Below are 13,352 nucleotides of genomic sequence, written 5' to 3'. Positions count from 1 at the left end.
CCGCTCTCCTGATTGCTATGGAAGGATGACACGTAGTGTGTCGTTGCCACCGGGTGGGCGCAGGTCGAAGCGGCGGTTGCCACTCTGGCCATTCTCCCCTTCGAAATAGTCGCTGAGAGTGGCGGAGGGGCGGCGCCCGCTAAGGTCGATACCGGCGAGCAGCAGCAGCCCCTGTTTGTTGTCTCTTCGGCCGGGCAGGTTGGCCACCTCAAGGCAGTCGACGCCGGGGGAGCAATTGGTCGCGGCGCTGGCGAAATAGCTCAGCCAGTGCCAGTTGTTGGCCTGGAACCAGGGTGGCAGGGAGGCGCCGGCGGCGCAGCCACTGCCCCAGTTGGCCGGCAGCACACTGTCGATGGGCAGCAGCCCCTCTGAGGTGCCTGGCTGACTGTCGAACAGCGCCAGCCCGGACGGATCAGTAAATGGCACCGCATCAGGAAAGCGGCTGCAACCGGCTACATAGTCGCGTAGGCGTAGCGCGATCTCTGCGGCCACGCGGCGCTCTACCTCCTGCATCAACTCACGGCGGGTGATGGCGATCAGCCGGTCATTGAGGCCGGTGGAGGCTGGGCGGGCCTGGGTGAAATCGGCGTCGCTGTCGCGGTTCTCCCCCTCCAGGTGAGCGGAGCGGGCCCGATCGGCATTGCCCATTACCGCGCTACTGCGCTGTTGTTGATCCAGCACCGGCCCGGGGGCGATCACCAGCGCAACGATATCCCCCTGGCCATCCAGCCTCAGAGCGCCCGAGGTGTCGCTGTTGAGCGGGACGCTGGCCAGCTCGGTATAGGCCGGACTGGGCAGATACCAGAGAGTGGCGTTGCTGCTATCGATCAGTTGCGCCACCCCCAGCTCCCGCCAAGGTAGCCAACCAGGGCGCATGGTTCCGCCCGATTCACTGCGACAGCGGCTGCCGTTGTGGTCTTCGGGGTTAGTGATGCGGCCGTCGCCGTTGTAGTCGGGGCAGGGCAGGGCGCCGGGACGGCTATGCATCACGGCGTAGCCGATTAGCGCCTGCTTGGCCTGCTGCAGCTGTTCCAGGTTGGTGTTGGCCCGGTGTAGGCGAAACCGGTCGATGGAGAACTTGCCGACTACCGCCATTGCCAGCGCCATGGTCAGGGAGAAGATCAGCAGCAGGAAGGCCGCGCCCTGTTGGGGTCGGCGCAGGTGGTTCATAGTTGGCTACCTGTAGTTTCGGTGGCATCAATGGTGGGGACGGCTTGTGTCTTGCTGTGTTCCATTATGGCGGCCGTTGTCTGTTTCGCGTCTGCCTGCGCTGGCAGTGGTTGCGCTGTCGGCAGATCAATCGCTTCCACCACCCGCTGCTGCTGTAACAGCCACACCTGCCCAGGTTTCAATCGCTTAATCGCTGTGCCGTACTGTAACGGGATAGCGCCCTTATCCCGGTCGGCGTGGCGATCCTGCACATCAATGCCATTTGAGAGCCGACTGGTTTTGAGCGTCGAATGGTCGTTTACCCAACTGATATTGCGCTGATGCGGACGGAATACGGTCCCTTTCAGATGAATCGCCGGAGGGGGTTCAACAGCAGCTTCTGTGAATGGCCCCGCGTTGGGCTGTCGCAGCAGGTTGTCGAGTTGATAGCGTTGCTCCGCTGAGGTGAACAGCCGGCCGAAGCCGTTTTGGCGTTCCTCGGCCCAGCTGGCTGCCGGTGCGGCAAGCAGGAGCAGCAGGATTGTCAATCTAGGGCGCCATGCTCTCATCGACGACTCCAGTTGCTGCTTCAAAGTTGATCGTTAACCACTCCAGATCGCAGGCGGCACGAATATTGATCAGGTCGGTGCGATTGGTTTTGATGGGCCGATCCCGTTCGGCGCGCTGCAACTGACAGCTGCGTACCAGAAAGAGCCCCGTTACCTGCCGCTGCAATCCCTGCAGGAAGCGGAACAGCTGCTCTTCGTGCAACAGGCCGAGTTGCAGTTTCATGCGGCTGCCAAACAGGGGGAGCGACTGGATCAGGTCACTCGCCGATGGTGGCTGGAAGGGGGTGCGGCTTGCCAGTGAGTAGGTGACCTGTGGGATACCCTGGGCGATGGCGGTCTCACGTATCTGTTCGATCCAGGCCAGCCGCTCTTCCTCGCCGATGACTCCCTGCTGCTGCAGGCTGCTATAGCGATCCTGGTAGATAGCGGCCAGCTCCAGATTGCGGCGCGCCTCGCGAATCCTGGCCATCGCCTGATGCAGCGCGGTACGGACCTCAGCGGTCTCGCTGTTGATCTCACTGGCATACCAGATGGATGCGCTGATGATCAGGAATGAGAGTAATACCAGGCTGAGCAGGGCGGCAAAGGAGAGACGGTATCGGCGCAGGTAGTTGGAATGGATCATGACTCCACCTGCTGAGAGAAGCTGATAAGGATCTCGAACTCCCGGTCCTTATCCTGGTCATTGTTGCCTACTGCCTTGACTCCGGCACGGCCGGAGACCTGGCCGCTGGAACTGATGTCAACCGGCAGCTGGCGCACCGCGATATCCTCCACATGGGCCTGGTGGGAGAGTCGGTTACGCAACAGCTCGATCAGATCAAGCTGGCGACGGTAGTTCTCCGCCTCGCTTTTGATGATGCCTCGCATCAGCAGGTTGTGGACCAACCGGCCACTAACCTCTTGCGCCATGCTCTCGTCTGCCATGTCATCCATGCCCATCTCGTCGATCATCCCCAGCATGCCGCCCGGCTGCTGCCTGTTGTCCATATCATCGCCGCCCAGTGAGTTGTCACTACCTGTGGCCTGCGGCACTTCGTCTCCCAGCAGCCAGCGCAGGCTGGTGATCTGGATCTCCTCCAGGTCTGGTCTTTCCAGTACTCTGGAGACGGCTGCCAGCGCCTGACCAGGGAGGGCGGGATAGCTGTGCTGCCGGAAGCTGTCGAACCACTCTACCGAATGGCGCATGCGGGCCGCCTGCCCCAGTTGCTCCTCAATACCGCCATACTGCTTTTTAAAATGGCTATCGGCTTGCTGAGTGCTATGCAGCAACTGCGGAATCTTGGCGTGGTCGATGAGGGCCTCAACTACCTGATACTGGGAGAAGCCGAGGGCGATGCAGAATAGTCCCATGGCAGCCGCTTTGAGCATCTGTCCGGCCTGGTAGCCGTAGTAGTCCTGTAGGCCCGGCGGGTCAAGATAGGGCTGACTGCGTTGGGGAGCACGGGAGCAGAGCCAGGTGAAGAGTACGTTGCACAAAACCGACTCATCGGTGTTGATGCCAAATAACTCATACACTTCGGAGACCGATGCGATCACTGGGTCATGTAGATCAGATGCCTGTATCTCCTCGCGCAAGAGCCTGGCCCACTCGTCGCGTAGTAGTGCCACCGGACGCAGTGGTTCGCCGTTCTTGATGAAGTGCCGCGAGGCGAGAAAGGCACGGGTGTGCTGCAGCTCTTGCTGCAGGAAACGGCGGATCTCTGCTTTCCCACCTCGGGGCACTGCCGCCTGCCGGCTGAAGTAGAGTTTGCCGTTACGGAAGAAGCTCTGGCGCAGGGTTGAGGGGGCCTCCTGGCTGAGCAGCAGCACGTTCTCCCGTTTGAGTTTCAGCTGCTCGATCAGGCCGCGACTGAGTTGCGGCACCGACCAAATCCCCAACAGCGGGGTGGCGGTCTCACGGATCGCCAGCAGCCAGGGGGCCATCAGCTCGGGGTTGGTGAGGCCGGAGTAGAGTACAAAATCCCGTTTGCCGCTGTCGCTGCGGCGCACCTCCAACAGGGAGTGGTGGAGAAAAGGCGATTGGTCGAACATGCGCAGGCCGTTGTTGCGGCAGTAGCGGCGATAGTCCCGCCCCCGCAGATGGGGTTGCTCACGCTGCTGGAACTCCTCCTCGATCAGGTCCACCAGCAGGCGCACTGGCTGACGCCCAAGTCGTTCCAGATAGTCCCGGAAGGCGATTATCCCCTCCGGGGTGGGGGGGAAGGCAAACTGACACAGTTGCCGCGCCCCTTTCCAGTGGAACACTGTCATCATGTAGCCGCTGAAGAAGAGTACCGGGCGCATGCTCATCCTATCTTGGCGATGGTGTCGTAGATCGGGCCGAGCACACTGACCATCACCCAGCCCATGATCGCCGCCATCGCGATGGTCAGCGCCGGGGAGATCGCCGGTTCGATCTTGGCGATGGTCTCGCGGATGTCGCGGGTGTAGAAGTAGCTGACGTTATCCAGTGCCTTGTCGAGCGCGCCGCTGCTCTCGCCAACCCGCAACATGCGCACCACCAGTGGCGGGAAGAGATCCATGCGTTTGTAGCTTTCGGCGATGCCGACCCCCTCGGCGATCTGCTGTCGGGCACCGCGCAGCTTCTCCTCCAGCACCCGGTTCTGTACCAGCGACTCGCTCAGCTGCATCGCCTCCAGTACCGAGATGCCGGAGCTGTACATCAGCGAGAAGCTCTGTGCCAAGCGTCCCAGCTTGATCTTCAGGTTGAGCGGGCCGAATAGCCAGAAGCGCAGTGACAGCAGGGAGAGCAGATAGTCGAAGCGGCGGTTCAGGCGACGGGCTAGGCGCACCGCCAGTGGCAGCCCGAGCAGCAGCCCAAGCAGAAACGGCCAGTTGGCGATGATGAAATCGGAGGTGGCGATCAGTGCTTGCGTGTGGGGCGGCAGTTCACCGCCGATCTCACGGATGAAGGGCACCAGGCGGGGTACCAGATAGCCCATCATAAAGCCGGTCACGCCGAGCAGCACGCTGCCGAGGATCAGCGGATAGATCATGATCTTTTTGGCGTGGGAGGCGAGTTCATCCTGCCACTTGAGCGACTCGGTGATCTGCTCGAGTAGGGTGTCGAGGCGCCCCGACTCCTCGCCGACTCGGATCAGGCTGATAAACACTCGGTCGAACAGCTCCGGGTGCAGCTCGAGTGCCTGGGAGAGGGTGCTGCCGCCCTCGATGGCGTCGATGACATTGCCCAGCACATCCTTGAAGTAGGAGGCGGCAAGGCTGTCACGCACATCGTGGATCCCCTCCAGCAGCGGCACCCCGGCGCGCACCAGCTGTTCCAGGGAGAAGACAAAGTCGATCAGCAGGCGGCGCCGGTTACCGCCCAGGCCAAAGCGTTTGCGCCCGTGGTTGCGGCTGCGCCGGTGGGAGAGCAGCTCCAGGTGCATCTTGCGTACCCGCAGGTCGAGATCCAGCTCGTTGGCGGCGCTGATCCGGCCCTTGTGGATCCTGCCCTGGGGGTCGATGGCGCGGTAGTCGTAGCTCTGCATCGCTCAGCCCGTCTTATGCATGGTGGATCGCGGCTTCTGGCTCCGGGCTGGTGTGGCTGGGCGCTGCTCTGGAGTGAGATCCATAGCTGCTGCTATGGATTGAGTGACGAATCTGTTGGTAGCAGATTTGAACAGCCGCAGGCTGGCCCGAAGGGTGGAGCCCAGGGGTGGGCGGAATAACAGCAAGCCCAGGCGTGCCAGAACAAGCCAGAACCGTGATAGGCCAGAACCGCTCACACCTTGGATGAGGTAATGTAGAGTCGTATTTTCTCCAGTGTTCATAATGTTTTCTCCGGTTCTGGCCGCCACCGTGCATAAGGCGGGCTCACTCCAGCCGCTTGGTGAGGTCGGCAACGCGGGACAGTTCGTCGAGGCTGGTGACGCCTTCGAGAACACGGCGGATACCGTCCTCGGCCAGGGGAATAAAGCCGTGACCGATGGCGTAGCGCTCCACCTCACGGTAGGAGGCGCTGGCTGCGACCAAGTCATCGATCCCATCGTCGAAGCGCAGTACCTCCATCAGTGCCAGGCGTCCCTTGTAGCCGGTGTTGTTGCACTTGTTGCAGCCCGTGGCGCGGTGGATCTGCACCGCCTTATCGCTGCTGATGCCGAGCAGTCGCTGCTCTATCTCGCTGGGTTGGTAGCCCTCCTTGCAATGCTCGCAGAGGCGCCGGATCAGCCGCTGGGCGACGATACCGATCATGTTGCCCGTCATTACCTGGGGGGTGACGCCGATGTCGAGCAGGCGCGGGATCGAGCGGGCGGCGGAGTTGGTGTGCAGGGTGGAGTAGACCTGGTGGCCGGTCATCGCGGCCCTGAACGCCATCTCGGCGGTGTCCTGGTCGCGGATCTCGCCGACCAGGATGATGTCTGGGTCCTGGCGCATCAGCGAACGGATGCCGGAGGCGAAGTCCATCCGCGCCACCTCGTTGACCGAGGTCTGGCGGATCATGCTGATCGGGTACTCCACTGGATCTTCCAGGGTCATGATGTTGACCTCCGGGGAGTTGAGATGATTGAGCATCGAGTAGAGGGTGGTGGTTTTGCCCGAGCCGGTGGGGCCGGTGACCAGGATGATCCCTTCCGGGCGGGCCATCATCAGTTTCAGCGTGGTGTGGCTGTCGTGGCGCAAGCCGAGCTTGTCCAGCGGTACTATGCCCTTGGCCCGGTCGAGGATACGTAGCACAAAGTTTTCGCCGTGGGTGGTGGGCTGGGCGGAGACCCGGAAGTCGATGCGGTGGCCACGGATGGTCATCGAGATGCGGCCGTCCTGGGGGGCGCGGGTCTCAGCGATGTTCATCCCCGATATCACCTTCAGGCGCACGCTGATCGGCGACCAGAAATCCTTGTGCAGGCTGCGGATCTGGTGCAGCACGCCGTCGATACGGTAGCGTAGCCGCAGGAACTTCTCTTCCGGGTTGAAGTGGATGTCTGAGGCCCCGCGTTTCACCGCGTCGGCGATGATCGCATCCACCAGCCGCACCAACGGGTGTTCATACTCCTGCGCCTCCTCGGCCAGTGCCTCGTAGTCCACCGTGCCGGTCTCGATCTCGCGCAGGATGCCGTCCACCGACAGCTCGTGGCCGTAGAACTGGTCGATGGCGAGTAGTATCTCGCGCTTGCCGGCGATCATCGGGGTGATGCGCAGCTGACGGGGGATCTGTACCCGCAGCCGATCGAGCACCACCAGGTTGTTGGGGTCCTCCATCGCCAGGGTGAGTGTGCCGTTCTCCTGGTCCAGAGTGATCGGCAGCACCCGGTTGCGCAGCGCGGTCTCGCGGTCGATCAGCGCCAGCGCCTCGGCGTCGGGGATGATGCTCGAGAGATCGACACTGCGCTCGCCAAAGATCTCGCCGATCACCTCGGTGAGCACCGCCTCGGAGATGAAGCCGAGGGAGATCAGGATCTGTCCGAGAGGCTCGCCGCGGTGTTTTTGCTCCTTGAGGGCGATCTCCACCTGATCGGTGGTCACCAGCCCCTGTTCGACCAGCTGGATGCCGAGAGGCTTGGCCTGTTTTTTCGGCTGGTTGGCGGCCGTTACCATGGCAGCACTCCTGCCGGATCGATCTGTGTCAGACGCTGTTGTGCGGCGGCGTTGGTGAAACTGGCCGGTCGGCTGCGTGCCAGTTCGAGTGCCTTGCGGTAGTAGTTGGCTGCGTGGGTTATTTTTCCCAGATGATCGAGGGCGACCGCGAGATTGAAAGCATAGTCGGGGTTGTCGCGGCTGCGGCTCCAGGCGTCGAAATAGGCCTGCTGGGCGCGCCGCCACTCCTGCCGGGCGGCGTGACGGCTGGCCAGGGCAAAGTGCAGGCGTGGGTTGTCGGGCTGCTGTTCAGCGAGCCGGCGCAGACGTAGCTCCAGGCCCGGGTCTCTGCTGCGTGGTTCCAGCAGGGCCAGTGCGGCCAGCACATCGGCGTCGTGGGGATCGTGGCGCAGCAGCTGCTGGTAGTGGGCCTCGGCGCTCTCCAGGTCTCCCCACTGCAGGGCCAGTGCGGCCAGTCCGAGCAGGGCATCGCGGTTGTGCGGCTCTTTCTGCAGCAGCTTGCGGTAGAGTCTCTCGGCCTGTTTTGTTTGGCCTTGCTGTAGAGCCTGGTAGGCGGAAGCTGCCGGTGAGCGGTGTGCTGTGCGTCGCTGAGTGCGTTTGATGATGATGCGGCTGGGCAGACCAAACCCCGGATCCTCCTCTATTTTCTGTTGGATGGCGGGTGGAGTGGGGCTGGTCTTATTGGGCTGGAGTGTGGCGCTCTCGGGGCTGCTGCTGCCGATGAGATTGGTTGGTTTCACCAGGCTTTTGTTGGTATCGCTTCTGAGGTTGCCGGTGGACAGCGGGTGGCTCTCCTGGCTGGAGCTAATTGGCGGTTCGTCGGCAAGGGGGGAGGTGAGCGCGGCGCTGCTCAGAGGATTATCCTGGAGAGGTTCGGTCAGCGTGGGGGAAAAGGTTCGAACCTCGTTGCTAATCAGCGACTGCTGCAGGTAGTACCAGTAGCCTGCGGCTATCTGCAAGCCAATCACCAGCATCGCGATGAGTATCAGCCAGAGATGGCGATGCTGGCGATTGCGCCGGCAGCCCTGCATCAACTGCTGCAGGCTTTGTGGATCGAGTGGTTCGGTGGTCTCCTTTTTTTCGGCCGGCGCCTCATCAGCTGGCCTGGTTTCGGGGGGCTCGATCTGCTTGTTCTCTTCAGGCTCGATGTTGATCTCTGGTGGTTGGGGCAGTATCAGCTCATCGCTGCCATGGTCGAGCCGATCGGCAAGGGCGTTAGCAAGGTCGTCTTCGGGGGGAGCGGCTGGCGGGAGCTGAGTCTGCTCGGTGGGCTCTAGATCCAGCACCAGTGGCTCGGATTTGGGTACCGCATGGGGCACATCGACGAGCTTTCTGGTGCCCTGGGAGTTCTCTTCGGAGGCCTTGTTGAGCGCGTCGAGCAACAGACTCATAGGGCTTCACCTGGTTCACGGTCGGCAGCCGGCAGCAGGTCTTGGGTCATCGTCCTGAAGGGTTTTAGGTCGCCCTGCAGGCTCGCCTTGTGGATCACTGTGGGGCGGATGAAGACGACCAGTTCGGTCTTTGAGACCTGTTTGTCGTGGTAGGAGAAGAGATCCCCCAGCAGTGGTATCGATGTGACACCGGGCAGGCTGTTCTGTGAGTTGTCGATGGCGTCCTGCATCAGCCCGCCGATGATCGCCGAGTCGCCGCTACTGACACGCAGCACTGTCTCCATCTCGCGCAACTGGATCTCTGGCACACGGTTGATCACATTGGCCTCGTCCAGCTCCTGGTTGCGCATCTCGACGAAGCCCAGGATGCGCGAGATGGTGGGACGGATGTTGAGCATCACGGTGTCGAACTGATCCACATAGGGGGTGACAGTGAGCACCAGCCCCTCTGGCACAGTGTTGACCGTGGTTTCGAAGGTGCGGGTCTTGGTCTTGGTCTCCTGGTCCTCCTCCACCTCCACATCGGTGATCATGTAGACCCGCTGGTCAGTGACGCGCAGCACCGCCGGCTGGTTGTTGAGGGTCATGATCTTGGGGCTGGAGAGCACTTTGACCTTGCCGAAGTTTTCCAGCGCCTTGAGGGTGAGGTTTAACGGGTCACCATTGATATTGCCGCTGAGAGTGAGGCTGGCGAGTGGCGCCTGCAGCAGGTTCTGACCGATCATCGCTGAGTTGATGCCGATGTCGCTGCCGATCAGGCTCCAGTCGACGCCGGCCTGGAAGTGGTCGCTCAGTACCACCTCGGCGATGGTGACCTCAATCAGCACCTGTCGTCTGGCGCTGTCGAGTACCTGGGTCAGGAAGCGCTCGATTTCCTGGTGCTTCTTGGCGGTTGTGCGCACCGCAATCATGCCGGTTTCAGCGTTGATGATGATGTTGGGTGAGCCGAGGCTGACGCCCCCGGATTCGCTACCGCTGCCGCCGGATGGATTTTTATCTCCGATGATGGCGGTGAGGTTGACGAACAGGCTCTGCCAGAATCGATTGCTCACCTCTCCCTTGAGCTGGGTGTTGGAGGTATTGCCTTCGCCTTCGCCGCCCTCGCCCCCGGCCACCTTGCTGGCCACCTTGGTGGAGATCTGGATAGTGTTGCTGCTCTGACGCGACAGGTTGACATAGTCAACGATATAGCTGCGCAGGAAGGGAGTGTCTTGCATCACCCGCAGCACATCGTCGTCTATCTCATAGCGCACCGCGCTGAGGCGGGTGATGCGGTCGAGGATGCGCGGTAGAGTCTGGTCAACTGCGTTGAGGGTGATGTTGCCGGTGATGTTGTTGTCGATGTCAAGGTTAAGACCAGCATCCCGCGCCAGGGTGAACAGCAGCTCGCGCAGGGGCACGTCGCTGACCACCACGGTGTAGCTCTCCAGTGGCGCCTCTGCGCGGGGCTCTGGCAGCAGTGCAGGGCGGGTGACCGGCGGTGGGATCGCCGCGCCCGGCTGGGCCGATGTTGGTTTCGGCAGCAGGTGTCCAGTGGATGGGGTTGGTGCCCGAGTCGGGCCGCAGCCTACCAGTAGCAGGCAGACCGCCAGGAGGATGCCTGCAGGCTGTGGTTTCGGTGTCAGATCAGTGGTTTGCACTGAGACTCTCCTTATCCCTGCCAGGGTTGCGCTTCGTCGCGCATACGGCGCAGGGAGCGTATGTAAGGTCGGCCCTTGGTGAGGGCAGTTGGCAGTGCATTGAGTGCGCTGTCAGCCAGTTTGGGGTCGGCATAGTGGCCATAGAGCACGATGAAATAGTCGCTTCCTTTGGAGTGCAGGGGGTAGATAAAGACCTGCTCAGGATCGAGTTGCTCGCCGTGCTCGGCGAAAAAGTTTTTTAGATAGACCGGCTTCTGCTGAGTGGTAAGCAGCTGGATGCTGTAGCCCCCGGCGCTGTCGTCGGTGAGCAGCTGGCGGGTGGCCCGCAGTCGGCGGTTGATTAATTCGTCACTGTCTCTGGATCTCTTTGATGTCGCCGGAAGGGCAGCTTCTGTGAGTGTGGTGCCTGCCGGCTCTGGTGCGACTGAGACGGTCTGTTCCGATGGTGTCGCGGCGACAACCGGGGAGGGTGGCTGAGCGGCAGGGTATGGTACCCGTTCTGCCTGGGAGAGGGTTAGGCCAGTCAACCCGAGCAACAGACTGGCGGCGGCATAGAGCCAGCGCGGCGTGCCATGCAGTAGCCCCGACTCCTGTGCGGCGAGTCGGATGTGGTGGTGGCGCAGCTGGGAGCTGCCTTCGGAGTAGGCGGCCAGCAGGCTTTTGTCGGCGATGATGTTGATCCGGCGGATCAGTCCCTGGCTGTAGCGGTGCACCCTTCGAGCCAGCGAGCGGGAGAAGAGCTCCACTCCCTGATAGCCTGACTGCTGGAGACGGAAGTTAAGATAGGCATGCACATCCTCGCTGCTCAGGGGGGGCAGTTCGAGGCTGTAGGTGATGCGCTCTCTGAGCTGGCGGATCTCTGGGTCGGCCAGCTTGCGGTTGAGTTCGGGTTGGCCGAACAGCACCATCTGCAGCAGTTTGTGGTCGCGGGTCTCCAGGTTGCTGAGCAGGCGGATCTGCTCCAGGGTCTGTAGCGGCATTGCCTGGGCTTCGTCGATGAAGACCACCACTTGGCGTTGTTCGGCGTGGTGCTGGATCAGGCGGCTCTGCAGCTGCTGCATGACTTCGAAGCGTCGGGCGTCCTGCGCAATATCGAAACCCAGTTCGATGGCGATTGCCCGCAGGATGTCGTCGGCGGTGAGGCTGGGGTTGGCGATGTAGACCAGGTCGACAGAGGCGGGTAGGCGTTCGCCGAGCATGCGGCTGAGCATGGTCTTGCCGCTGCCGACTTCACCGACCAGTTTGACGATGCCTTCACCGTTGGTGATGGCATAGAGCAGGGCGTCGAGCACCGCGCCGCGGCTGGCGCCACTGAAGAAGCGGCGGGTATCGGGGGTGATGGCGAAGGGCTTACGAGTGAGGCCGAACTGTTTCAGGTACATGGGCCTGCTCCGCTTTTTCAAGCTTTTTGACCTTGCTGTAGAGGGTGGTGCGGTTGATATGCAGCAGCCGCGCAGCCTTGCTGAGGCTGCCGCCGGCCATCTCCAGGGCGGCCTGGATATAGTGCTGTTCCAGCTGGTTTAGATATCGGTCGAGTTCAAATCCTTCGCGCTGAAGCAGGCTGGTTGGGGCATCCTGGTGATCTATCGCCGCTGACTCGATCGATGGAGTGCCTTGTGGGTCGATCTCTTGGCGCAGTGCGGTTGCCCCCACCAGCCCATCCGGGTGTTTGGTGCCGAGCCGGATAACAATGTTGCGTAGTTCGCGCACGTTGCCGGGGAAAGGGTAGCTGCGCCACAGTGCCTGTGCTTCGGCCGAGAGGCGGAAAGAGTGGATCGAGTCTGCGAATTTGTTGATGAAGTGAACCAGCAGCTCGTTGCGGTCGTCGCTGCGCTGACGCAATGGTGGCACTTCGATAGTGAGTACGCAGAGACGGTGGTAGAGATCGGCGCGGAAGCGATCCCGCTCAACCGCCTGTTTCAGATTGCGGTTGCTGGCGGCGATGATGCGGGCCTGGGAGTGGCGCGGGCTAGTCTCGCCGATCCGATAGTATTCGCCATCTTCAAGTACTCGTAGCAGTTTGGCCTGCAGGCTGAGTGGCATCTCGCCGATTTCATCGAGGAACAGGGTGCCGCTTTTGGCCTCCTCGAAGAAGCCCTTCTTGCCCTGCTGCGCACCGGTGAAGGCGCCTCTGGCGTGTCCGAACAGCTGAGCTTCCAGCAGGTCAGGGGAGAAGGCGGCACAGTTGAGCGCCAAGTAGGGTTGCTCACGCCGCTCAGCGGCCTGGTGCAGGGCGCGTGCCACCAGCTCTTTGCCGGTCCCCGATTCGCCGGAGATCAGTACCGGGAATTCGCTCGGGGCGAACTGGGCGATCTGCCCGCGCAGGCCCTGCATTGCCTCGCTGGTGCCGATTAGGCCATGTGCCATGCCGCTAGTTGGTGAATGGGTTTCGAGTTCGGCGAGCATCAGCTGGCGTTTGAGGCCGGCCTTCAGCAGCTGTGGCTCACAGGGTTTGGGGAAGAAATCTGCTGCACCGAGGCTGAAGGCGTGGCGGATGTTGTCCTCCTGGGATTGGCCAGAAAGGATCAGGATGCGGATGCTGGCGTCGAATTGCAGCAGGTCGCCGATGATGGCGAACCCCTGATCCGGTCGGTGGGGGGTTGGCGGCAGTCCCAGATCGATCAGTGCCAGTTTCAGGTTTGCCGGGTGCTGGCTGAGCAGCCGGGTAACCTCGGCCCGGTTCGATGCTAGATGCACCTGGTACTCCTTGCGCAGCAGAAAGCCGAGGGCCTCCGCGATCGCGGGGTCATCATCCACCAGTAACAGGGCGGGCCGTGATCTGGGGGCCTGGTTGGCAGAGTCGGTTGGCATCGTCTGTGATTTCGCCATGATTCACTATCGGTTGAAAAGGCTGCTCTGACGCTTGGGTCACCGCTGTTGGTGGGGCTATCGGCACGTTGGGGCTGTGACTTTAATTTCCTAAGGCAAGCAAAGGTGTGCCGTGCGGCGGGCTGGGAGTCGCCGTGGGAGTGCTGAGAGATGCTTTGTGCAAGCGGATAATGATGCTGTATTTGTGATTGACCTCACAAAAGATCATATTATGCTTGATGTGTAGGGGGTTTTGC

General features: G+C 61.8%; 10 protein-coding genes. All 10 read right to left on the bottom strand.

The window, feature by feature from the left end; genetic code table 11:
* Positions 1 to 15 precede the first annotated feature (15 nt).
* Positions 16 to 1,170: a hypothetical protein gene (locus L0Y14_RS08895; protein WP_006473770.1), complete on the bottom strand. Its 1,155-nt coding sequence runs from the start codon at positions 1,168 to 1,170 to the stop codon at positions 16 to 18.
* Positions 1,167 to 1,718 carry a hypothetical protein gene (locus L0Y14_RS08890; protein ID WP_240991565.1) on the bottom strand — a complete coding sequence of 184 codons (552 nt, stop codon included), beginning with the start codon at positions 1,716 to 1,718 and terminating at the stop codon, positions 1,167 to 1,169. The genes L0Y14_RS08895 and L0Y14_RS08890 overlap by 4 nt, the downstream gene beginning before the upstream one ends.
* Positions 1,699 to 2,343 (bottom strand): hypothetical protein, encoded by a 645-nt coding sequence (locus L0Y14_RS08885; protein WP_005965442.1) that lies wholly within the window; start codon positions 2,341 to 2,343, stop codon positions 1,699 to 1,701. The genes L0Y14_RS08890 and L0Y14_RS08885 overlap by 20 nt, the downstream gene beginning before the upstream one ends.
* On the bottom strand, positions 2,340 to 4,004 hold the full coding sequence (locus L0Y14_RS08880; RefSeq protein ID WP_006473772.1) for a hypothetical protein: 1,665 nt from the start codon (positions 4,002 to 4,004) through the stop codon (positions 2,340 to 2,342). The genes L0Y14_RS08885 and L0Y14_RS08880 overlap by 4 nt, the downstream gene beginning before the upstream one ends.
* Before the next feature lie 2 nt (positions 4,005 to 4,006).
* Positions 4,007 to 5,212: a type II secretion system F family protein gene (locus L0Y14_RS08875; RefSeq protein ID WP_005965955.1), complete on the bottom strand. Its 1,206-nt coding sequence runs from the start codon at positions 5,210 to 5,212 to the stop codon at positions 4,007 to 4,009.
* 325 nt (positions 5,213 to 5,537) lie between these two features.
* Positions 5,538 to 7,256, bottom strand: a complete 1,719-nt coding sequence (locus tag L0Y14_RS08870; RefSeq protein WP_251859171.1) for a GspE/PulE family protein — start codon at positions 7,254 to 7,256, stop codon at positions 5,538 to 5,540.
* The gene (locus L0Y14_RS08865; protein WP_006473778.1) at positions 7,250 to 8,647 is read right to left on the bottom strand and encodes a tetratricopeptide repeat protein; all 1,398 of its coding nucleotides are present in this window, start codon (positions 8,645 to 8,647) and stop codon (positions 7,250 to 7,252) included. Before L0Y14_RS08865 ends, L0Y14_RS08870 begins: the two co-directional genes overlap by 7 nt.
* The gene (locus tag L0Y14_RS08860; protein WP_006473779.1) at positions 8,644 to 10,287 is read right to left on the bottom strand and encodes a type II secretory pathway protein; all 1,644 of its coding nucleotides are present in this window, start codon (positions 10,285 to 10,287) and stop codon (positions 8,644 to 8,646) included. The genes L0Y14_RS08865 and L0Y14_RS08860 overlap by 4 nt, the downstream gene beginning before the upstream one ends.
* A gap of 11 nt (positions 10,288 to 10,298) precedes the next feature.
* Positions 10,299 to 11,669, bottom strand: coding sequence for an ExeA family protein (locus tag L0Y14_RS08855; protein ID WP_006473780.1), 1,371 nt, complete (start codon positions 11,667 to 11,669; stop codon positions 10,299 to 10,301).
* Positions 11,638 to 13,116 carry a sigma-54-dependent transcriptional regulator gene (locus L0Y14_RS08850; RefSeq protein WP_005965969.1) on the bottom strand — a complete coding sequence of 493 codons (1,479 nt, stop codon included), beginning with the start codon at positions 13,114 to 13,116 and terminating at the stop codon, positions 11,638 to 11,640. Before L0Y14_RS08850 ends, L0Y14_RS08855 begins: the two co-directional genes overlap by 32 nt.
* Between the last annotated feature and the right edge of the window lie 236 nt (positions 13,117 to 13,352).

The organism is Candidatus Endoriftia persephonae (assembly GCF_023733635.1).
GTDB lineage: Bacteria > Pseudomonadota > Gammaproteobacteria > Chromatiales > Chromatiaceae > Endoriftia > Endoriftia persephonae.
Note: the sequence above shows the minus strand (reverse complement) of the source record. Positions and strands in the feature narration are given on the sequence as shown.

Excerpts from the sequence above, each read along its gene's own strand:
- L0Y14_RS08895 (WP_006473770.1), bottom strand. The coding sequence starts at position 1,170 with ATGAACCACCTGCGCCGACCCCAACAGGGCGCGGCCTTCCTGCTGCTG.
- L0Y14_RS08890 (WP_240991565.1), bottom strand. The coding sequence starts at position 1,718 with ATGAGAGCATGGCGCCCTAGATTGACAATCCTGCTGCTCCTGCTTGCC.
- L0Y14_RS08885 (WP_005965442.1), bottom strand. The coding sequence starts at position 2,343 with ATGATCCATTCCAACTACCTGCGCCGATACCGTCTCTCCTTTGCCGCC.
- L0Y14_RS08880 (WP_006473772.1), bottom strand. The coding sequence starts at position 4,004 with ATGCGCCCGGTACTCTTCTTCAGCGGCTACATGATGACAGTGTTCCAC.
- L0Y14_RS08875 (WP_005965955.1), bottom strand. The coding sequence starts at position 5,212 with ATGCAGAGCTACGACTACCGCGCCATCGACCCCCAGGGCAGGATCCAC.
- L0Y14_RS08870 (WP_251859171.1), bottom strand. The coding sequence starts at position 7,256 with ATGGTAACGGCCGCCAACCAGCCGAAAAAACAGGCCAAGCCTCTCGGC.
- L0Y14_RS08865 (WP_006473778.1), bottom strand. The coding sequence starts at position 8,647 with ATGAGTCTGTTGCTCGACGCGCTCAACAAGGCCTCCGAAGAGAACTCC.
- L0Y14_RS08855 (WP_006473780.1), bottom strand. The coding sequence starts at position 11,669 with ATGTACCTGAAACAGTTCGGCCTCACTCGTAAGCCCTTCGCCATCACC.
- L0Y14_RS08850 (WP_005965969.1), bottom strand. The coding sequence starts at position 13,116 with ATGGCGAAATCACAGACGATGCCAACCGACTCTGCCAACCAGGCCCCC.